This window comes from Sediminibacillus halophilus (assembly GCF_900103695.1).
In the GTDB taxonomy this organism is placed as follows: domain Bacteria; phylum Bacillota; class Bacilli; order Bacillales; family Amphibacillaceae; genus Sediminibacillus; species Sediminibacillus halophilus.
In genome coordinates this window covers 736,237-755,451 of the sequence record NZ_FNHF01000003.1, presented here as the reverse complement: position 1 = coordinate 755,451, position 19,215 = coordinate 736,237, and the positions used below count along the sequence as shown (strand labels likewise).

The window sequence follows — 19,215 nt, the reverse complement described above, 5'->3', positions numbered from 1 at the left end:
AACCTTCCTCCATGCGGAGGAAGGTATTACCCGGTATTAGCCCCGGTTTCCCGGAGTTATCCCGATCTTACAGGCAGGTTGCCCACGTGTTACTCACCCGTCCGCCGCTCGTTCCACAGGCTTCACCCCGAAGGGATCCGCCTGCTTCCCGCGCTCGACTTGCATGTATTAGGCACGCCGCCAGCGTTCGTCCTGAGCCAAGATCAAACTCTCCATAAAAGTTGAGCTTGCTTGCTCGTTCAAAAAACTAGCTTGTATATCTTGCTTGACATACTGGTTGTTTTGTTCAGTTTTCAAAGATCAAGTTGTGACGCCGCCTCATCGACAGCTTAATTATTATATCAGTTCACTAGAATGAAGTCAACAACTTTTTTTAATTGTTTGTTGTTTCCTTCAAAAAAGCGACTTAAATAATATAACATGATACAGATAAAGAAGTCAATACCTTTTTCTAATCACGTTGTTGCGTATCTCAACCGCAACTCTATTAGTATAACATCACATCGCTAAAAAATCAATGCATCCTTAACGACCGAACGAGAAAAGAACTCGTATCAAATTCACTCATCTTCCGGTTCCCCTTTTTAAGGGGGTTACCAATGTACCACGGAGCAACAATTAGAACAACCCTTTTTGCACGGTAATATTTCCCTTCATCCACAGTGTTTCAAAACTGATAAATATCTTCACCCACAAGGATCAGTAACTCCCTTAATACTAGAGGCGATTACCAACAGTATATCGTGAAAAGTGGATAGAAAAACCGTCCACTCTATCCACCTTGCTACTATATAATAAGGAAATACTTCGATAAACTTTTGCTTCAGGAACTAGGATGCTTTACTTTCAGCTTTTTAGTCGAACTGCCGATAACCAATTCTGCCGGCAGCCGATCTTTTTCAAAACCAGTCTCTTCATAATACATATTCAACAGCCGTTCGACAGCAAGCTTTCCCAATTCTGTTTCCCGCTGTTTCAAGTGGGTGAAGTTCCATTCAAGTTCATTCCAGGGCGGACTGTCGAAGCATAAGATCGAGATGTCTTCCGGTACAGAAAGACCCAACTGTTCAATCGCGGTCTTTGCCAAAATTGCGATATTATACTCTAAGGCAAACAAAGCCGTGATCTGGGGATGCTCTTTTAGATGCGTTTTGATTGACTCGATATCCGCTTCTTTGGAGCCCAACGGCGTCGGAAGTGTACTTTTTAACGCTGAACACCATAAATCCCGGCTGACCACGACCTGCTTTTCAGCAAAAGCCTCGACGATTCCATCCAGCCTGTCCTCGATCGTCGTGGCTTCAAAATTAGCGGGAGCAAGCACACCGATTTGTTCATGGCCGAGTTCGAATAAATAGTCAATTCCTGTTTTTGCCGCTTCTTCATTGGCTGTGGAAACCGACGTAGCTGCCACCCCTTTGAAGGAACGATCGATTAACACCAATGGAAATTTATCTACCACCATCCGCAATATCTCGGAGCTATAATGTTCTGCTTGAGCCGGAAAGACAATCAAACCATCCACTCCGTAATCAAGCAGCTCCTTGAGGATTCTTTCTTCCCGTTCCGGATCTCCTAACGAACACTTCAGTATAAACAAACACCTTTCTTCGGAGGCTCGTTCAATTGCAGTGATCACCCCGCTGCCAAAACTGTCATCAAACGTGGTGACAATTAATCCAAACAACGGCTTATCTTGCCGACCGTTTCCATTTCCGGCCGGCGACTCGGAAACGAAAGTTCCTTTTCCGCGCTGCCGATATACATATCCTTCATTCATCAACTTTTCCAAAGCCTTTTTGCTAGTGATCCGGCTTACGTGAAAAGCATCCGATAATTCTTTTTCCGAAGGTACCCGGTCGCCCGGTTTATATTTAGCAGCGACGATCTCCTGCTTTAACGACTCATATACCTGTTCATATAAAGACTTCATGTGGTCACCTCTGGGTAATAAGACCTTTAACATAATGATATACCATTTAATACAAAACGGCTAATGATCAAGTCGTAGTGTTTTCCATTATTGGTTAATTCAGTAAGCTGCTCATGCAAGAATCCCCCGCCCTGCTATTTTCCCAGTGGCGGGGGTACACGACGGTTCTTTTACTTTTTCATGTCCACCAAAAAGGTTTTGATTTCATATGGCTTGATGGTGAAACGGAACGGTCTCTCTCTTTCTAACGGTGAAGGATTGCGTTCCATCAGGTCACATTCCTGCCAGGAGAGTATTTCATAGTTACTTTCCAACTCTACCGTCCCTCGTGCTCCCATATATTCATGAAGACGGACCACGACCCGGTCATCGTCCTCTGCTTTTTTCACGGCATCGATCATTACATTATCACGATTCAACCGGAACAACGTCCGGGATTCCGCCACAGCACCTGGTTGAATCGTCAGTGGATTGTTTAATATCCACGCTTGCTGCACAGTACCAGCTTCACGCCAGTCACCGTGGTGTGGCAGCAGCGCATAAATAAATCGATGTTCCCCTTGATCCTGTTCTATATCCGGATTCATGGAACTTTTTAACAAAGTGAGCCTCATCACATTGTCTTTGATATCATGGCCGTACTTACAGTCATTCAACAGGCTTACTCCATAACCGGTTTCCGACAAATCGACCCACTGATGCCCCACTGATTCGAAACGGGCATAATCCCAGCTGGTATTCCAATGTGTCGGCCTTTTCACGTTACCATATTGAATATCGTAGGTAGCTTCCGTCGAGCGTACGTCAACCGGGAAGGCGGCCTTCAGAAGTTGCTCCCGCTCATGCCAATCAACCTCTGTCACAAAATCGATGCGTGGGCTGTTCGCGTAAACCATCATTTTTTGTTCAATAGTTGAGTTGCCGTACGTCCATGCAAACCGGACGACTGCCCGGACAGGACCCTTTTCGATAACCTCACAGCTGGACAGTTGATCGATTTCCCGCATCTTTTGCTGGTAGTACAGGTCAATGTCCCATGCATCAAAACGCATCGGTTTATCCTCAAATACTTGCAGAACATTAGCCCGTTCATTTGCAGCCAGCACCTGGCGATCATGCCGTTTATCGTAAATGCCGGTAAGCTGTCCGCATTCATTCCAGGAGATCTGGTAGTACGGCGTTTCGATTTCATGTTCGCCAGACCGGAAATCAGATTGGCTTTGAGATGCACCTTTTTCTGCGTGAAGTGTACTCGTACCGAGGGAAGGAACATCTTTCAATTCGACCAGCCAGTTCCCATCTGCCGTTCGTTGTGATTCCAGCACCTCGCCATGGCGGTTTTTCCACCTTAAATCGTTGCCAGCATGATCCATGACCACTACTTCATTCCGGGCAAACGAAGCACTATTAAAAATGGTAAAGGTCTCTTCCTCCGATTCGGTCAATGCATCGGCGGCCTCCGTCCAGGCTCTGCTTGCCAATTTTTCCGCTTCCTCATACTCCAATTTGCTGTCTTCGTAGACCTCGCGGATCGAGGATCCAGGGATAATATCATGGAACTGATTACGCAATACCGTTTTCCAGCTTTTGGTGAGCGATTCGGCCGGATATCCTGCCCACTCCTGTTGGTGAAGGCTATTAAGTGTGTTCAACCATTCTGTTTCCCTCAGCAGCAACTCCATTGTGCGGTTCATCCGTTTATTGTAAGCCTGGCTTGTATAAGTGCCCCGATGATACTCCAGATACAACTCCCCGTCCCAGGTGTGTACGTATTGGTCTGTCTCGTCGATGGTTTTGTGGAGACGCTGGAAGTATTCGTCCGCTCTTCCGGTTTTCACTTCCGGAAGGCCCGGCATTTTATCCAGTCGCCTGCGCATCTCCAGCATTTCCCGATTGACGCCGCCCCCGCCGTCTCCATAACCGTACGACAAAATCAGTTCCTGGTTGATATCCTTATCACGGTAAGATTCCCAGATACCTTTTACTGTCCTCGGGGTGATTTTCCCATTATACGTATAGAACCAGCGGTTATCCTCAGGGGTCGTGATAAAATGCGTCAGGATTTCGGTTCCGTCTATACCACGCCATTTAAAGGTGTCATGCGGCATTTGGTTGTACTGACTCCAGCTTATTTTCGTGGTCATGAAGGTCTTGATTCCCGACTTAGTCAGGATTTGCGGCAATGCCCAGCTATATCCGAACACATCGGGCAGCCATAAGTATTCACATTCCTTTCCGAACTGTTCCCGGAAAAATCGGGTACCCAGCAACAGCTGGCGAACGAGCGATTCACCGGACGTCAAGTTGCAGTCTGCCTCGAGCCACATACCACCCTCCGGCTCCCAGCGCCCTTCTTCAACCCGCGCTTTTATTTGCTGATAAATTTCCGGGTAATCTTCACGGATATAATCATATAGCTGCGGCTGAGTTTGCAAGAACACATAATCCGGATACTGCTCCATCAAACGGAGCACGGTCGAAAACGAACGTGCCGCTTTTTCCCTCGTATGTTTCAGTCGCCATAACCAGGCGACATCGATGTGAGTATGCCCGATGGCATTTACTGTCACCGGATACTGGTTCGGTATCGCTTCAATGTCCTTATTCAATTGTTCCTGCGCATGATAAGCTGTTTCATAAAACGATTCGCTTCCCGGCTGCGACCAGTCCACCAGCAGGAACGCCCTATCCAATGCTTTGAGAAGCGCGACCCTCTCCGGCTGATTTTCTTCTAAATACTTCACCGTTTCGATTGCCGCTGTAGCCGTATAAAACAAATCATCTACCCGTTCATCCAGCCAAGCAACAAACGCTGTCTTCAACTGATGCTCCTGAATCGTTCGCTTGCCGCCACCTTCTAAGCCGGACCAGAGACGAAAACATAAATCTACCTGTCTTCCAGCAACGGATGGAGCAAAAAATACTTCCTGATGGTTCACATCCACCCCTTGATAAGGGGAGCCATCTACATAAAGCAACGATTCAAAGCCGGAATTGTTTCCCCCTCCGGTTTTACCGAAATCGAACACGCCGACAATTTTCTGTTCCTGCCACTGACTCGGTATTTCCACTTTCGTTTTGAGCCATAAGTATTTATCCCGGCCTTCCCAGCGTTCGTGCAGCCCCATTTCCTGCCAATCCCCCTCAGCAGGTGGGCGCTCGCCGACTTTCCCGTCTGAATCAAGTTTTGCTTTAAATGAATGAATCGGCTGGTGATTACGGTATCGATAAGAATCTAGTTCCTGAATCCGTCTTTCCAGCTTTTCAATTGTCCAAAACATTGCATGCACTCCTTTTTGAAAAAATTAACCTTTAGTAGCACCGCCCAAGCTGAAGCCTTGGGACATGAACCGCTGTGAAAACAGATAGAGTATCACAGCCGGCAACGTATAGATGATGGAAAATGCCGCAAGCTTTCCGTATTCCACCATGCCATAAGTGCCGAAAAATTGATAGATGGTGACCGAAGCCGGAAACTTATCCGGTGTCTGAATCAGAATATATGGGACGAAGAAGTTGCCCCAGCTCATGGAAAAGGTAAAAATCGCCACCGTGCATATGCCCGGTATCATCAAGGGCGCCACCACCCGCCTGACCCCTTTCCATATTGAAGCACCATCCACCCATGCGGATTCTTCCAGCTCCGGGGGAACTGCATCCATGAAGTTTTTCAGCATCCAGATTCCGTAAGGCAGCCCGGAGGCTGTCAAAAACAGCATCGTCCCGACAAGAGAGTCCTGCAAGTTCAAGAAAATGAACAACTGGTAGACCGGCACCATGACCGCTGTTATCGGCAGCGAGGTCATGAACAAGATAGAATACATGAACGGTTTCTTGTATTTTTGCGTGTACCTTGAAAGCGGGTAGGCCGCAATGACACCGACGATTACAACCAAAAGTGCCTGACCACAGGACAGGAACAGCCCAATAACGAATGAACGGATCGTTGCCGGTTCGGACAAAATCGACGTGAAATTAGCAAGCGTAAATTCTTCTGGTATTGTCAGTGCCTGCTGGGCGTTGGCATCAAAAGAGGCAAACAACACCCATAAAAGTGGCAGTAAAAAACAAACGCCTATGATGGATAAAATGACATAAGGGATCGTTCTTTCCCATTTAAAGCGATTCACATTGCTCCCTCCCTGCTAAATTTTCACTTTCATGGATCGGATATAGAACAAGCTGGCAATGATTCCGATAACCAATAATACCAAGGAAATTGCCGTTCCATACCCTAATTGATAATTGACGAAAGCCTGGTTATACATGAAGATAGGCAGCGTCTGCGTCGACGTGCCAGGCCCTCCGCCTGTCATGGTGAAAATCAAGGTGAAAACACCAAGGGTTTGCAAGGTGACCAGTATCATATTTGTGACAATTGATCCCTTGACCATTGGCAGAATGATACGTATCAAAACCTGAAGCCGGGAAGCACCGTCAATGGTTGCAGCCTCCTCAATCGTTTTCGGCACGTCATCCAGCGACGCCTGGAAAACCATCATAGAAAACGCCGTCCCATGCCATATATTGGCGATACACACACTGATCATCGGGAACGTGTACAGCCAGGTGATCGATTCCAGCCCAATGGCATTGAGTATCATGTTTAATGTCCCATTGTCATTTAGAAACGCTACCCAGCAAAAAGCAACGACAATTTCTGGTGTCACCCAGCCGGCAATCACAATGATACCGATCAGTCTGCGAAAAGTTGGATTTTTTTCTTTCATTAATATCGCCAACAGGAAACCCAAAATTTGCTGGCCTACAATAGCGGAAAGAAACAGGAAGACGATGGTTTTCATGACACTGATTCGGAAAGTGGGATCCTCGAACATGGAAACGAAATTTTGGAATCCGACAAATTCAATATTCTGTGCCTGCGTCCCCGTCAACGCCAGGTTGGTAAAAGAAAAATAAAAAGTCAGCAGGATAGGTCCGATAAAAAAAATCAGCAGTAAGATCCAGGAAGGAAGCAGGAACAAGACCGAACGCAAGGCGGTTGGATCCTTCTTCTTTTTGCCAATTGAAGAAGAGCCGATTTGATTCCGCTGGGTTTGAACATCTGCACGCACGTAAACACCTCTTTCCCTAGGAATATGAAAGCGGAGCTCCCTGCCGCTTACCGGAAGGGAGCATAATCAGCTACTTGGATGTAACCAAGTCTTCTCCGACAATTTCCGTTACTTCCTGTTTGTATTGCTCTACCGCCTCTTCTGGGGTTATTTTATCGGAAACGACATTTTCGACAAGCGTTTGGATCACCGTGGAGACATTCGGATATTTGTCTACTGCCGGGCGGAAATGGGTGTTCTCCAGGAAGGAGGATGCCTCCTCAAACATTTCCATCTCCAAGTATTCTGGTTCCTGTGCGACGTCTTCACGAGGAGTAAGGTTGCCATCCTTCAACTGCAGCTTCAGGTTATTCTCTTTGGTAGAAGCAAGCTTGATGAATTCCCATGCAAGGTCTTTGCTGTTCGACTTGGCAGGAATTGAAAGCGCCCATCCACCCGACATCGAAGTTGTTCCCGGAGCCTCTCCATTCTGCGTCGGCATTGCTGCGAACCCTAGAGTATCGAAGGCTTCAGGCCACGGAGCTGCACCGTCTTCATGCCAGTTCCCGGTTTGCCAGATGCCGTCCAGACCAATCGCCAGTTTTCCTTGCGGCATCAATTGCTGATAAGCCACCGTACCTCCCTGGCCATTCAATACCTGAGAGAGCTCCGGCCCGAGATCCTGTTCATAAACGGTGTCGATAAATTTAAATGAATCCAGCAGTCCATCGCTTTCCACGATCCACTTCTGGCTTTCATGGTCGTATAACGGGTCGTCCGTACCGTATAACAGCATTTGGAATGTTTGCATTGAGGTGGCCTCTCCTGTTGCTTTTCCAGAATTCATCCAAAGTGGTACTACATCATCCGGCAGGTTTTCCTTTACAGCAGTGGCAGCAGCAAGGATGTCATCCCAACTTTTCGGCTCCCATGGCACTTCGACCCCTGCCTGCTCCAGCAGTTCTTTGTTGTACCATAGACCGCGTGAGTCCGTGTTATAAGGGACGCCGTAAATTTTTCCATCCTGGGCGATTACGCCGTTTTTGACGTTTTCGGTGATGCTGTCCCATTCGTCCCAGCCTTCAATCCGTTCATCCAAAGGCTCTAAGTATCCAGCGCTAGCATCCGAATTGACCATGAAGGTGTCTTCGGTGACAATGTCAGGCGCTGTATTTTCAGATTGCAGGAGCAACGATACCTTGGCAAAATAATCCCCTTCGTTCACTTCCAAAGGTGCCAGTTTCACGTTGACATCCGGATGTTCTTCCTCGAATTGCGGAATCACTTCCTCATTGAGCCAATCCGTCAAACCTTTATTGGTTCCGCCTCCGGATCTGTACGTAATACTGATTTCATTCTCAGCACTTTCGCTGTCTGTTTCAGAAGCCGATCCATCAGAACAAGCAGCCGCCACCAAACAAAACATCATCGCCATCATCAAGCCAATCATTTTTCTCCAAGAAAAAAACCTCATTGTCGATCGCCCCTTTTTATCAGAAATATCATCCCAATCTCGGTAAGCGCTTACAAATTCGGTGAAAAAGAAAGCTCTAGCTGCAAAAGTTTGCTACTCCCGGATTTTTCAGGATCCGCCCTCCCTTCTGGATGCCCAGTTGTTATATAAATAACATACTTAATATATATGTATAGGTCAACATATTATTTGTAATTATTAGAATATTCTTTTTTATAAAAAGCACATTTCTGAATTTTGTCTTCTTCGAAGTTAACCTCCCCCACAAGAATGGAAACCGTATGAAGAATAATTCCTAAACAAACACTTCCCAAACGCATCCTTTTGATACGAGAAGTGCGAACCGGAAACGGCTAAGCTGAATGTACCGCGGAATAAACGATAAAGGCGCCTTTAGGAAACGAGGGCAAGGTGCACAAGGTTAGGAGTTTTGAAGAGGTTTTAGCCACTCACGAAAGAATGATTTATTACCTGATCAATAAATGGAGCATCCGGGATCCAGAAAAGGAATTTTACCAGGAAGCAACCATTGCATTATGGCAGGCATACGAATCCTATGACCCGGCACGCGGGAAGTTTTCCACCTATGCTTATTTTCACATCGAAAAGGCACTGCTCAGTGTCATCCGCAAGCAAACTCGTCAGCAGGAAAAACAGGAGATGTATATCCTCATGGAAAAGTCAGACCCTGGTCGCGTCGTGACATTCCTGCAAGAAGGAATCGATCCCTATTTGCTGGCACGGTTGGAAAACGTGCTGACCGATAAACAAATGACATGGTTCCAGTTATACGTACTCGAGGATTTATCAGTAAAAGCCATCGCTCAGAAGGAAAAGGTAACGACAGCCGCCGTGAAAAATTGGGCGAGAGCCGCCAAGCCTAAAATCAGACGGGTGCTTTGTGCAGATGGGTGATCTTCCTTCAAGGAGAGGGTGATTCTATTTCCCGGGTTTCGCTCTTCTTTCGGTACGGGTTGATCTTCTTTTCCCGGGTTTCGCTCTTCTTCCTGACGAAGTTGATCATCTTGGACGGAAAGTTGATCATCTTGGACGGAAAGTTGATCATCTTGGACGGAAAGTTGATCTTCTTTCCTCGAGTTGATCTTCTTTTCCCGGGTTTCGCTCTTCTTCCGGGGCGAATGGATCTTATTGGACGGAAAGTTGATCCTCTTTCCACGGGTCGATCCTCTTTTCCCGGGTTTCGCTCTTCTTTCGGGGCGAGTTGATCATCTTGGTCGTAAAATTGATCTTCTTTCCACGAGTTGATCCTCTTTTCCCAGGTTTCGCTCTTCTTCCGGGGCGAGTTGATCATCTTGGTCGTAAAATTGATCTTCTTTCCACGAGTTGATCCTCTTTTCCCAGGTTTCGCTCTTCTTCCGGGGCGAGTTGATCATCTTGGTCGTAAAATTGATCTTCTTTCCACGAGTTGATCCTCTTTTTCCGGGTTTCGCTCTTCTTCGGGATCTAGTTGATCTTCTTGAACGGAAAGTTGACCTTCTTCCGTAAGAAATAGCGCATTTCCCATAGAGAAATCCGGGCAGCAAATGCCGCCCGGATTTCCACTACTCAAGAAACCACTGAATTGCATAATAAAAAGCTATCAATGAAACAATGGTTATCAAGAAATTTTTGATTTGCCTCGGCACTGATATAGGGACTATTTCCAGTAAAACCCCAACTATCATTCCCGCTAAAAACACGGTTCCTAGCATTTTCGCTAACAGTAATGCCATCTCGTTCATTTGTGACTGTATCGCGTCTTTTGCGGATCCAGAAAATATTTCCATCAATCCACCCCTAGTTTATATCGGAGGTAGAGAAAGAGATTGAAATCATTTCTGTTCTAGTAAATATTCTACCACTCAAACTCCCACTCATCCCGCAAAATCAAATACAAGACCAGGAGAATGTTCTCCAATTCTCTTATATCTTTCTTGTTTTTATCGATGCCGATTTTAGGCAGCAATGCTGCAGTCATTTGATGGGTAAGTTGGTATCGTTCCTCTATGGGAAGCTGATGAAAGCGGGTGACATAAGTTTTCAGCAGATCCCATTCTTTTTTGCCGAGAGAACGAAGCGTCCACTCATCCAGATTCAAGTCGTTTTTGCTTAGTCCCCTGCCCTCGATTTCTCTTTCGATGCTTTTTGCCTGTTTTTTATTTTTCCCTTTGCTCTCATGCACAACGATCGTGCCGGCTACAATGTCGCCGAGTCGCTTATGTTGTGGATGGAAAAATACCAGGAGCATGCCGAGCAGGTAGCTGGCAGGCAGCATATCGACAATGCGCATCAAGTTGCGAATCAGGCTGGACAGCCAAGTAATGCTGTGCCCGTTGTCCTGGACGACTCTGATTCCCATCAACCGTTTGCCGATGGTTTTCCCTCCGAAGAAAAATTCCGACGCAAAAAAGTAGCCCCAGTTCAATAAAAAGACGAAAATGATCGCAATAGCCAGCGGCAGAGTCGAACCAGTCAAGCTCGCAATATTGCCTATCTGGGCATAATCAAGCAAGAATACCAACAGAATAATAAGCAAATTTACCACCGTTAAAATCAATTGATCAATGATCAAAGCCGCGGCCCGGCTTCCCAAGCCAGCTGTTGTAAATTGCAGGGAGACGTACTCCGGTGTTTTGATGTTTACCTGTTCCTGGTTGTTGATGATGACCCCCCCCTTTTTCTTCTATTTGGAAAAATAAGCGCTGGACGGTTTCTATTTATTTACAAGATTATTATAATAGAAACAAAGAGTGCGGTCGATTGGACCGTCAATCAGAGGTGAACCCATGCAAGTAAAACAATTCGTCAAACAACACCGAGAGGAATGGAAGAAACTCGAGGAGCTCGGTTCCAAGTTACATAAACGTAATCAAACGAACGGATCGGATATCGACCAGTTTCACCATCTCTATCAAAAAGCAGCCCAGCACTTATCATACAGCCAGACTTACTTCCCATCCGATGAAGTGACTGTTTACTTGAACGGGCTTGTGTCCAAATCGCACAACATCCTTTATAAAGACCAAACCTCCAGCGGTAAACAAATCCGGCAATTTTTCATTACCACGTTTGTCGGACTGCTCCTCGAGCAGTGGAAAGCAGTGGTTGTCGCCACGATCCTGTTCCTTCTCGGTGCCTTAGCCAGTTTTCTTGCGGTGGCTGATGACCCCATGCATCTGTATGCCATTCTTCCAGCCGACATGGTGCAAGGCGTAGAACCGGAGCAGCTGGGCGAAGGAAGCAATTCCGTCGATTCGTCCTATATGTCGGCGACCATTATGACCAATAACATCCAGGTGGCCATCTTGGCTTTTGCCGGAGGAGTCACGTTCGGGCTGTTAACCGTGTATTTACTCGTTTACAACGGCTTTATCGTCGGCGCCTTGGCTGCCTTGTTCTGGCATTACGGAAAATCGTATGAATTCTGGGCGTTTATTGTCCCACATGGAATGGTTGAGCTGACCGCCATTTTTATTGCCGGCGGCGCGGGCTTGTTGATGGGATATAAACTGTTCGTTCCCGGCAGCTTTTCCCGCGGCTGGCAATTAAAGCAGCAGGCAAAACGCTCGGTGATGCTGATGCTCGGAACGATACCGCTGTTCGTCATTGCCGGCATCATCGAAGGCTTCATCACGCCTTCCGCCCTGCCACTGGAAATCAAATATGCGGTGGCCGGAATTACCATCATTGGGTTGGTCGCCTATATGATTATCGGCAAACTGCTGATGAGGCGGCAGCCCGAAGCTACAGCAATCCTCGATTGATCACATCCATGTATTGGGAAACAGCGGAGGCTGCCAGCCGTTCTTCTTCCGTTTCCACGAGGGAAAGGCCTTGCCTTTCCCATTTTGTTTTTTGCTGCTTTGTATATAAAAGCTGTTTCTGTGCGATGCTTTTCACCATCGCTTGCCTTACATCGTCAGATGACTGTGTCGCTCTTGTCCGCATGGTTTCATCCTCAATGCCGATCATGAAAAACAGATGGCGCTGGCGAAGCCGTTTTAAATACACCAGTCCGCTTTCCTCCTGCAGAAAAGCAGTAATATCGGAAAACAGCAAAATCATGCTGCGTTTCTTCTGTCGTGATTGTAAATACTGTAGAACCGCTGCGTAATTCGATTCACTGGCTTCTACTTGCAAGTTATAAATGGCATGCAGAATCGTTTGCAAATGGGCCATCCCTTTCTCAGGAGGCACATACACCTGGATATCCTTGGAAAATCCGACGACCGATACATGGTCTCCGTTTTGCAAGGCAGCGGCGGCGACTGTCATCGCAGCTTCCAACGCTTTCTCGAGACGGTTTCCTGTTTGAAGCTCCGCCCCCATCATCCGCCCGCAATCAATCAGAATCGCCACATACTTACCGTGTTCCGGCTGGTATTCATTGGTCATGACCTCTTGCAGCTTGGCAGTTTGACGCCAGTTGATCATCCGTGGGTCATCCCCAACGACATAACTCCTGATTTTATCGAATTCGCCCTGTCCGCGCTGCCGTTTGCGCACCGTCATTCCTTCATACAGCAAAAATTGCTGTGCTCCCTCTAAATATTGTTTCGTGGCAGTTAAATCCGGGATAACACGGATCGTACCCTCTATCTCCGGGGTGACTTGCTTTTCCCAAAGGCCCAGCATCCCGGAATAACGTACGTATAATTTATCAATCCTGTACTTTCCCCGTTCATTGGCTGTCGTTTGGTAATTAACACGAACAGCGTTCTCTGCTTCTATCCTGCCGGTTAAGGGAAAAGGCCGGTCAAAGACTGCCGGGATACGATCAATCATTCGGAAAACCGCCGATCGATGCGAGCGGTTTTCTACCTGGATTGTTATCGTGTAGCGAATTCCCCGCTCCATTTCCTCCGGCATTTCCCGGGTAAATGACAAATCTCTTTTACCCGGTGTCAGCAATAGATCAAGCAGGCTGACAGCCAGGAACAACACATTGCACATCGCCAGATAACTCCAGGCAATCCCGCCGATCGCCAACAGTGTCATGGCCAGCGAAAACAAACCATACATGCCTAACAGCCGCCTCGTTGGCAAAATCCCCCTATCTTGGAACAGCAACCGACCCAATAAGCTCTTGAATGACCTGGTCAACAGTCGCTCCCTCCAATTCTATGTGCGGGGCTAATTGAATCCGGTGCCGCAATGCAGGGCGGGCCACCACTTTGACATCGTCCGGTGTTACATAGGACCGGTCCGCCAAATATGCCCAAGCCCTTGCCGCTTTGCCAATGGAAATCGCCGCCCTTGTACTCGCTCCAAAGCGGATCGATTCACTCTCACGCGTCCGTCTGACCAGCTCCATCGTGTAATGTAAAACGTCGTCACTGATGGTGACTTGTTCTATTTCACGCCGGATTTCCAGAAACGTCTCGACATCGAGCAACGCCTCTGCCTCCTGCTGGGCAGGTTGATGTTCCAAGGCCTGTTTGACGGCCAGCTTTTCTTCCTCTAATTCCGGAAAAGCAATGTCCAGCTTGAACAAAAACCGATCCTGCTGTGCTTCCGGCAATGGGTAGGTCCCTTCGTATTCGATCGGATTCTGCGTGGCAACCACGAAAAACACTTCCGGTAACGGATATGTCTCGCCTTGGATTGTCACTTGTTTTTCTTCCATTGCTTCCAACAGTGCGGCCTGGGTTTTGGCCGGCGTTCGATTGACTTCATCCGCCAGCAGGACATTGGTGAAAATCGGTCCTTTCAACGTTTGGAAGTTACCATCCTTCATGCTGTACACCATGCTGCCGGTAATATCGCTCGGCAGCAAATCCGGTGTGAATTGGATTCGGTTGAAGTCCCCGCCGACCAGTTTCGCCAGGGTTCGGACAATTTGGGTTTTACCGGTCCCCGGAACCCCTTCAATCAATACATGTCCTCCTGCCAGCACAGCAGATAAAAGCAGTTTCAAATTGGTCCGCTGACCGTATATGTATCGTTCGTAATTTTCCAATAAAGTGGTCAATTCTGTTCTCATCTATGCTCCACCTCTTCCCGTAAGCGATCAAGTCTTTTCGACCATAGTAAATATTCCTGTTTGCTGATGCTTGGTTTTTCGACTACTTCTGCTAATCCTTCGGTATATTCCTGGATTTCATATGCCGGCAAATATCTTGCCCTGCTGCTCAGCTTATCTGCCGCCACTTTCCAATCCCCATTGATAACAATGCCGCGCCGTTCCAGCAACAGTTGCTGCACGTAGTCAGCCTGTGCTATCAGCGAATCGCGATAGTAACGGCCGCGCTGATACCAGGCAGCGACTGCCTGGATTTGCTCATCGCTGAAACGCACAGCTTCTTCTCTTGGAATGTCGATCGGCCCGAACCGCTTGCCGCGATACCAGAGCCATAAGATTGTACCGAACACTGCCTGCACCACCAGCACCAGGAGCCACTGCGGATACAACTTCGTCACACCAGCTGCATTTTTGCCAGCGTGAACATACTCGTCAAACAACAGGCTGCTGTCTTCATTGGTTGGTGCATCGTCCAACAATTTGGTTAAAAGTGCTGCATGGTCCTTTTCTGTTATCAATCTGTTCATCGTCCACTCCGGTGTGACGGCGACAATCAATTCCCCATCACCCAGCTTTCGCTTCAGCGCAATCACGCCTGCTTCATCCTCTAATAGCACCTCGTCCGTATCCTGCTCCTGCAGCCGAAAAACAGAAGACAACTCCGCTTGGTATTCCTCTCCGTCCTGAGCATTCAATGTAGTCGTGCCGGCCGGATCCGCCATTTGCTGCCTTGTCTGTAAATTGAACAACCCATCCGGATTGTCCATCCATAAAAACAGCATATTACCCGCTTCCACAAAATCCTGATAAGCAGCCATTTCTTTCTGGTCCGGCATGAAAGACGGTTCTATCATCATCAACATACTACCGTCCTTTTCCGAAGGCAGCCGTTCAGGTGAGGCAGACCAGCGGCCCGCTGTTCCCCGCTCATTTTCCAAATACGTAAAAAAAGCTTTTGTACCAGTCGGTGACGGAGAAGTGGAAAGATACGCCGGGTATTCCTCCGGTTGTTGTCCCTGCATTACATAACTAAGCCCGACAAACAACAGGAGAAAGACAGCTAGCGTCAGCCAGGTTTTTCGGTATGATCGTTTTTGCAAGCTTGCTTCCTCCTTCTCCGCTATCCATTCTTGCTAGCAGGGTATTCCGTTGATTCCAGCCAGTTTATCGCCTGGCTTCGGTATGCATCGTACTCATCTTGTTCCAACCGCCGATTTCCATAGGTAACTTCTTCGAATAGAAGGGCCAGCTGATAAAATTGTTCCGCTTTTTGCTGATCGCCTTTCCGTAACTCTTCATAGTAGTCCCAATTGGTTTTCCATATCCTTGTCTCAAGCCATTCCCGTTCATGAAAATATAAAAGCACGGCTAGAAACAAATGACGGGCGGCTTCGGGGTAAGCAGCTTCCCCCTCCTGCTTACGGACCTCTGATAAATGACGCCGGTAAGACCATTGCCGTTCATGTATGCCCTGCAACGGGGCAATATCACGGAATCGCTGGCTGCGTTTTACTCTGCCGCTCCATAATACAATGCCGATTACAAGACCGACCACCACGAGGACAATGATCAACAGCAGAATAGCATCCGCCGCCCCGCTAGATGGAGTAAGGGAGTTAAACCAGTCACTTAGATGACCGGCTACCCAATCTTTCACTTTTTCCCACCATACCTGCAGGAAATTCTTCGACTCTTCCTGGTAGGCCTGGTATTCATCCTGCTGAAGGATTTTCTCCAGCTCTTGTTTTGCGTCGGTATTCTCCATTCCCTATTCACCTACCTGTTGTCTTCCCAAGCACTACTTGATTGCTTTTACTATCAACGAGGCTGCTGTTCCTCCTGGTAATCATTGAGCATTTCCTGTAAATCCTCGCCAGTGTTACGTGTCTTACTATCCAAAAACATTACGGAATAGCCAACAGCAAAAATCATCGACGTGATCAGGGAAAATAAATTGACGAGAATGGTAAAGAGGACACTATTCCCAAGGATCACACCAAAGATGGATTCCACTGCTGTACTTACAATGGCCGTGACCAAATACAAGATGAGATATAGTCCGAAAAGCTTCCATGTCTGCTTACGCGTTAAGTTCCAGCTTTTGGATAGTCCCGGCGACTCCCCGTCCAGGACGGTACTTCCAAGGTAGAAGCCCCAGCGGGTGGCCAACAACCCAACACCGAGCATCAAGCCAAGAATAAAAACGATGATGAAAATAATCCCGGTAACTGGTTCAATAAAGGAACCTGCCATCCCGCCGATGATGATAAGGATGAGCGGAATAATGAACAATCCGAAAAGAATCACTCCGAATAACAAGCTGCTTCCCAAAATCCCCCAAAACCTTGAAAATGCCTGCTTAATCACAGAGCCAACTGTGTAAGATTCTTCGTTTTTAATGTGATTGATGGCAAACAGGATCGCTCCATAGGCAACCGCCGTCAAAATCATGGCGATCAAGCTAATGAAAATCGTGCTGATATCCTCCCCAATCGATGTCGACTCCACATTGCCCTGATCGAATGTAGCGAATAACTGTTCATACCAGGTGTCTCCAGTCTCGAACTCCCGGAAAAAGCCGCGCCCGGAAAGCAGTTGGACAATTGCCTGCAATAAGAAGACAGGTCCAACGGTAATCAAAAAAATCATAAAAAATTCCGCAAAGCGGTTTTTACTAAGTCGAAAAGTTTGGTCGAGAATCTCTCCAAACCCCTTCGGCTTCCTGAATTGCTCATTCATGGTTCATTCCTCCAATAACTCTACTTTCAACATACCTAACGACTATTTTAACATTGATAGGGGTATTAGCGAACAAACATTGTAAATTTTTTGAATTGATTTACATTGCCTTTTCAACCATTTAACTTACTAGTTACTACTCAAAAAATGGAAGGCTTTCCAACTTGCAGCACTATGGATGTCAAAATGAATACAACAACCCGTTGGCCGCGTAACTTCTTCATCGCGTTCTGGGTGGAAGTGTTAATTGCACCACCTGCAGCAAGATTTGCCATGAAGAAATTACATACAAGCCAAGAGCAGACAAAGGTAAGAGCGTAATAAATAAGTACACTAATTCAGGCTGTGAGTGACCAAAACTCCCCACCCTACCAAAGATATCGGCGGCATGGGCGGGAGTTTTGTTTGTTCGGATAGTCTCTCAAACTAACAACGAAATCACAAAGACTTCCTTATCTGATAATCTACCTAAATCAACAAATGATCGCCATTCCCTAGACTTCCTCTGCCCAGCCCCCAATTTTTTCAAAAAAAGTTACTTTAGGACCTTTATTTTTCCAAATTATAGGAAGATAATAGAAAAAAAGGAGGGGAAGCAATGCAAGAAAAAGTCGTTTTTAAAAGACTTTTAGGAGAATGGTTGAGGCAACGAAGAAGAGAGCGAAATATGACACTTCGTGAATTGGGCAATATGGCAGACTTGGATGATAACTACATAGGAAAAATTGAGCGCGGGGAGAAGATTCCTTCCTTGTACACTTTTTACAAGCTTAGCGATCCGCTCGATTTAAATTCCCAGTTTTTCCCGCCCGAAGTGAAAGAAGCCATGGACACTGAACTTTATTAGACCTTTGGAAATGCACGCAATCTTGCTTCATCTATGACTCAGCACAAATTCTTAAAAGGGGTGTTGACGGATGAAAAAAGTACAAAAGGATTACAAAATTACCAAACAGACAATGGCCCTGCTGACGGCTTGCCAGATGGAATACGAAACCGTGGTAATTGAACGGAACCGCCAGCTATACATAAAGAGGCCACCGTTGCAGTTAATCAAGAATGCTTGTCTCAATGCAGGCTCCTCCTATGACGGACGTCGTTCAGCTGTAATTTACCATACTGGTTCAAAGAAAAAGGTGCCAATCCCGGTCAGTCCGGAAAATAACATCTTTGCCTTTCCAACCTGTTCTCCGGATACACTTCCCTGCAATTGGATCTTTTTAGAACACATCTTCGACATCAAGTCCATTCCGAAAAAAGAAAAAAATTCCATTCAATCCATCATTGTTTTTCACAACGGCGTGCAACTTCAGATGAAGGAATCCAAGCGCGTTCTGGAAAAGCAATTCCAACGTACCGTTTTTGCCAACATCAAGCTTTCCAGCCACATGAAGGCTGCTCAGGACATTGCACCGGATCACAGCTTTGATTCTCCTGACGAGCTCACTCCACCCTCCTGATCAAATCGAAAAGAATAAATCGTTGCTCATAAATACTTCTCCATATCCGTCGGGGTCAATAAATCCGTATCGACTGGTGTATAACCAAGCTGACGAGCCATCGTGACGATTTGCCCCTTATGGTGAAATTCGTGAGTTATCGTATGGGTGAACAACCAGAGGACGGAAAGACGTTCCTCCCCTGCTTGCCATGGTACAAAACCGGTTATCTGTTGGGAAAAGTCTTTGTGATAACTGTCTAAGAATTCGTCAACAAGCTGATCAACCAGGCTAAATTGTTCCCGCATTTCCGCGACGTTTTGGATTGTTTCCGGCTTGACTCTATCCCTGTCTTTTTTAAGGGCAAAATGGGCGAGCCATGCCTGGTAACAGTCCGCAACGTGGACGTGCAGTGTCCGGATCGATCCCCAACCGAAACCGTTTAGTTCCCTTGTATAGTCTTCAGTTGCAAGCTGCTCACAAAATGACAATAAGTTTTCTCTTGTATACCGGACAAGTCTATATTGTTGCTTCAAAACAGACATGAACTTCCT

18 protein-coding genes and 1 rRNA gene are annotated in these 19,215 nt (G+C 46.9%); 5 read left to right on the top strand and 14 right to left on the bottom strand.

Annotation, left to right across the window (positions count from 1 at the left end; genetic code table 11):
- The 6 genes from BLR82_RS13955 to BLR82_RS13930 all read right to left on the bottom strand — a co-directional run.
- Nucleotides 1–219: ribosomal RNA gene (locus tag BLR82_RS13955) — 16S ribosomal RNA — on the bottom strand; the annotation flags it as partial.
- Between the two features lie 604 nt (nt 220–823).
- Nucleotides 824–1,933: a GntR family transcriptional regulator gene (locus tag BLR82_RS13950; RefSeq protein ID WP_074600051.1), complete on the bottom strand. Its 1,110-nt coding sequence runs from the start codon at nt 1,931–1,933 to the stop codon at nt 824–826.
- A gap of 170 nt (nt 1,934–2,103) precedes the next feature.
- Nucleotides 2,104–5,214 carry an alpha-mannosidase gene (locus tag BLR82_RS13945; RefSeq protein ID WP_074600050.1) on the bottom strand — a complete coding sequence of 1,037 codons (3,111 nt, stop codon included), beginning with the start codon at nt 5,212–5,214 and terminating at the stop codon, nt 2,104–2,106.
- Nucleotides 5,215–5,238: 24 nt separating this feature from the next.
- Nucleotides 5,239–6,063 carry a carbohydrate ABC transporter permease gene (locus BLR82_RS13940; protein WP_074600049.1) on the bottom strand — a complete coding sequence of 275 codons (825 nt, stop codon included), beginning with the start codon at nt 6,061–6,063 and terminating at the stop codon, nt 5,239–5,241.
- A 15-nt stretch (nt 6,064–6,078) separates the two neighbouring features.
- Nucleotides 6,079–6,960 carry a carbohydrate ABC transporter permease gene (locus BLR82_RS13935; RefSeq protein ID WP_425440904.1) on the bottom strand — a complete coding sequence of 294 codons (882 nt, stop codon included), beginning with the start codon at nt 6,958–6,960 and terminating at the stop codon, nt 6,079–6,081.
- 118 nt (nt 6,961–7,078) lie between these two features.
- Nucleotides 7,079–8,461 (bottom strand): extracellular solute-binding protein, encoded by a 1,383-nt coding sequence (locus BLR82_RS13930; RefSeq protein ID WP_245693812.1) that lies wholly within the window; start codon nt 8,459–8,461, stop codon nt 7,079–7,081.
- A gap of 411 nt (nt 8,462–8,872) precedes the next feature.
- Here BLR82_RS13930 and BLR82_RS13925 point away from each other — a divergent pair, with 411 nt between their 5' ends.
- Complete coding sequence (locus BLR82_RS13925; protein ID WP_139186964.1) at nt 8,873–9,376, top strand: sigma-70 family RNA polymerase sigma factor; 504 nt, start codon at nt 8,873–8,875, stop codon at nt 9,374–9,376.
- Nucleotides 9,377–10,023: 647 nt separating this feature from the next.
- On the opposite strand, the gene BLR82_RS13915 is transcribed toward BLR82_RS13925, so the two are convergent.
- Both BLR82_RS13915 and BLR82_RS13910 read right to left on the bottom strand, forming a co-directional pair.
- Nucleotides 10,024–10,248 carry a hypothetical protein gene (locus BLR82_RS13915; protein ID WP_074600046.1) on the bottom strand — a complete coding sequence of 75 codons (225 nt, stop codon included), beginning with the start codon at nt 10,246–10,248 and terminating at the stop codon, nt 10,024–10,026.
- Between the two features lie 68 nt (nt 10,249–10,316).
- Complete coding sequence (locus BLR82_RS13910; RefSeq protein WP_342721617.1) at nt 10,317–11,075, bottom strand: RDD family protein; 759 nt, start codon at nt 11,073–11,075, stop codon at nt 10,317–10,319.
- 172 nt (nt 11,076–11,247) lie between these two features.
- Here BLR82_RS13910 and BLR82_RS13905 point away from each other — a divergent pair, with 172 nt between their 5' ends.
- Complete coding sequence (locus tag BLR82_RS13905; RefSeq protein WP_074600044.1) at nt 11,248–12,225, top strand: stage II sporulation protein M; 978 nt, start codon at nt 11,248–11,250, stop codon at nt 12,223–12,225.
- On the opposite strand, the gene BLR82_RS13900 is transcribed toward BLR82_RS13905, so the two are convergent.
- The 5 genes from BLR82_RS13900 to BLR82_RS13880 are packed head-to-tail and all read right to left on the bottom strand — an operon-like array spanning nt 12,206 to nt 17,222.
- Nucleotides 12,206–13,483 (bottom strand): DUF58 domain-containing protein, encoded by a 1,278-nt coding sequence (locus BLR82_RS13900; protein WP_083334862.1) that lies wholly within the window; start codon nt 13,481–13,483, stop codon nt 12,206–12,208. The two genes, BLR82_RS13905 and BLR82_RS13900, sit on opposite strands and share 20 nt — an antisense overlap.
- A 31-nt stretch (nt 13,484–13,514) precedes the next feature.
- The gene (locus tag BLR82_RS13895) at nt 13,515–14,444 is read right to left on the bottom strand and encodes an AAA family ATPase (RefSeq protein ID WP_074600042.1); all 930 of its coding nucleotides are present in this window, start codon (nt 14,442–14,444) and stop codon (nt 13,515–13,517) included.
- A complete protein-coding gene (locus tag BLR82_RS13890; protein WP_074600041.1) occupies nt 14,441–15,583 on the bottom strand; it encodes a DUF4350 domain-containing protein in 1,143 nt (380 codons plus the stop codon). Before BLR82_RS13890 ends, BLR82_RS13895 begins: the two co-directional genes overlap by 4 nt.
- Before the next feature lie 20 nt (nt 15,584–15,603).
- On the bottom strand, nt 15,604–16,248 hold the full coding sequence (locus BLR82_RS13885; protein ID WP_074600040.1) for a DUF4129 domain-containing protein: 645 nt from the start codon (nt 16,246–16,248) through the stop codon (nt 15,604–15,606).
- Nucleotides 16,249–16,301: 53 nt separating this feature from the next.
- The gene (locus tag BLR82_RS13880; protein WP_074600039.1) at nt 16,302–17,222 is read right to left on the bottom strand and encodes a DUF7847 domain-containing protein; all 921 of its coding nucleotides are present in this window, start codon (nt 17,220–17,222) and stop codon (nt 16,302–16,304) included.
- 186 nt (nt 17,223–17,408) lie between these two features.
- On the opposite strand from BLR82_RS13880, the gene BLR82_RS21495 reads away from it, so the two are divergent.
- The 3 genes from BLR82_RS21495 (at nt 17,409) to BLR82_RS13870 (ending at nt 18,682) form a co-directional block, all read left to right on the top strand.
- On the top strand, nt 17,409–17,543 hold the full coding sequence (locus tag BLR82_RS21495; protein ID WP_281242200.1) for a hypothetical protein: 135 nt from the start codon (nt 17,409–17,411) through the stop codon (nt 17,541–17,543).
- A 277-nt stretch (nt 17,544–17,820) separates the two neighbouring features.
- Entirely contained in the window at nt 17,821–18,069 is a 249-nt protein-coding gene (locus BLR82_RS13875) for a helix-turn-helix domain-containing protein (RefSeq protein WP_074600038.1), read from the top strand.
- 70 nt (nt 18,070–18,139) lie between these two features.
- Nucleotides 18,140–18,682, top strand: coding sequence for a competence protein ComK (locus tag BLR82_RS13870; protein WP_074600037.1), 543 nt, complete (start codon nt 18,140–18,142; stop codon nt 18,680–18,682).
- 26 nt (nt 18,683–18,708) lie between these two features.
- On the opposite strand, the gene BLR82_RS13865 is transcribed toward BLR82_RS13870, so the two are convergent.
- A complete protein-coding gene (locus tag BLR82_RS13865) occupies nt 18,709–19,206 on the bottom strand; it encodes a DinB family protein (RefSeq protein WP_074600036.1) in 498 nt (165 codons plus the stop codon).
- Nucleotides 19,207–19,215 lie beyond the last annotated feature (9 nt).

Coding starts and splice junctions, on each gene's coding strand:
- BLR82_RS13880 (WP_074600039.1), bottom strand. CDS start 17,222: ATGAATGAGCAATTCAGGAAGCCGAAGGGGTTTGGAGAGATTCTCGAC.
- BLR82_RS13900 (WP_083334862.1), bottom strand. CDS start 13,483: ATGTATGGTTTGTTTTCGCTGGCCATGACACTGTTGGCGATCGGCGGG.
- BLR82_RS13865 (WP_074600036.1), bottom strand. CDS start 19,206: ATGTCTGTTTTGAAGCAACAATATAGACTTGTCCGGTATACAAGAGAA.
- BLR82_RS13945 (WP_074600050.1), bottom strand. CDS start 5,214: ATGTTTTGGACAATTGAAAAGCTGGAAAGACGGATTCAGGAACTAGAT.
- BLR82_RS13895 (WP_074600042.1), bottom strand. CDS start 14,444: ATGAGAACAGAATTGACCACTTTATTGGAAAATTACGAACGATACATA.
- BLR82_RS13915 (WP_074600046.1), bottom strand. CDS start 10,248: ATGGAAATATTTTCTGGATCCGCAAAAGACGCGATACAGTCACAAATG.
- BLR82_RS13950 (WP_074600051.1), bottom strand. CDS start 1,933: ATGAAGTCTTTATATGAACAGGTATATGAGTCGTTAAAGCAGGAGATC.
- BLR82_RS13870 (WP_074600037.1), top strand. CDS start 18,140: ATGAAAAAAGTACAAAAGGATTACAAAATTACCAAACAGACAATGGCC.
- BLR82_RS13885 (WP_074600040.1), bottom strand. CDS start 16,248: ATGGAGAATACCGACGCAAAACAAGAGCTGGAGAAAATCCTTCAGCAG.
- BLR82_RS13905 (WP_074600044.1), top strand. CDS start 11,248: ATGCAAGTAAAACAATTCGTCAAACAACACCGAGAGGAATGGAAGAAA.
- BLR82_RS21495 (WP_281242200.1), top strand. CDS start 17,409: ATGAATACAACAACCCGTTGGCCGCGTAACTTCTTCATCGCGTTCTGG.
- BLR82_RS13930 (WP_245693812.1), bottom strand. CDS start 8,461: ATGAGGTTTTTTTCTTGGAGAAAAATGATTGGCTTGATGATGGCGATG.
- BLR82_RS13875 (WP_074600038.1), top strand. CDS start 17,821: ATGCAAGAAAAAGTCGTTTTTAAAAGACTTTTAGGAGAATGGTTGAGG.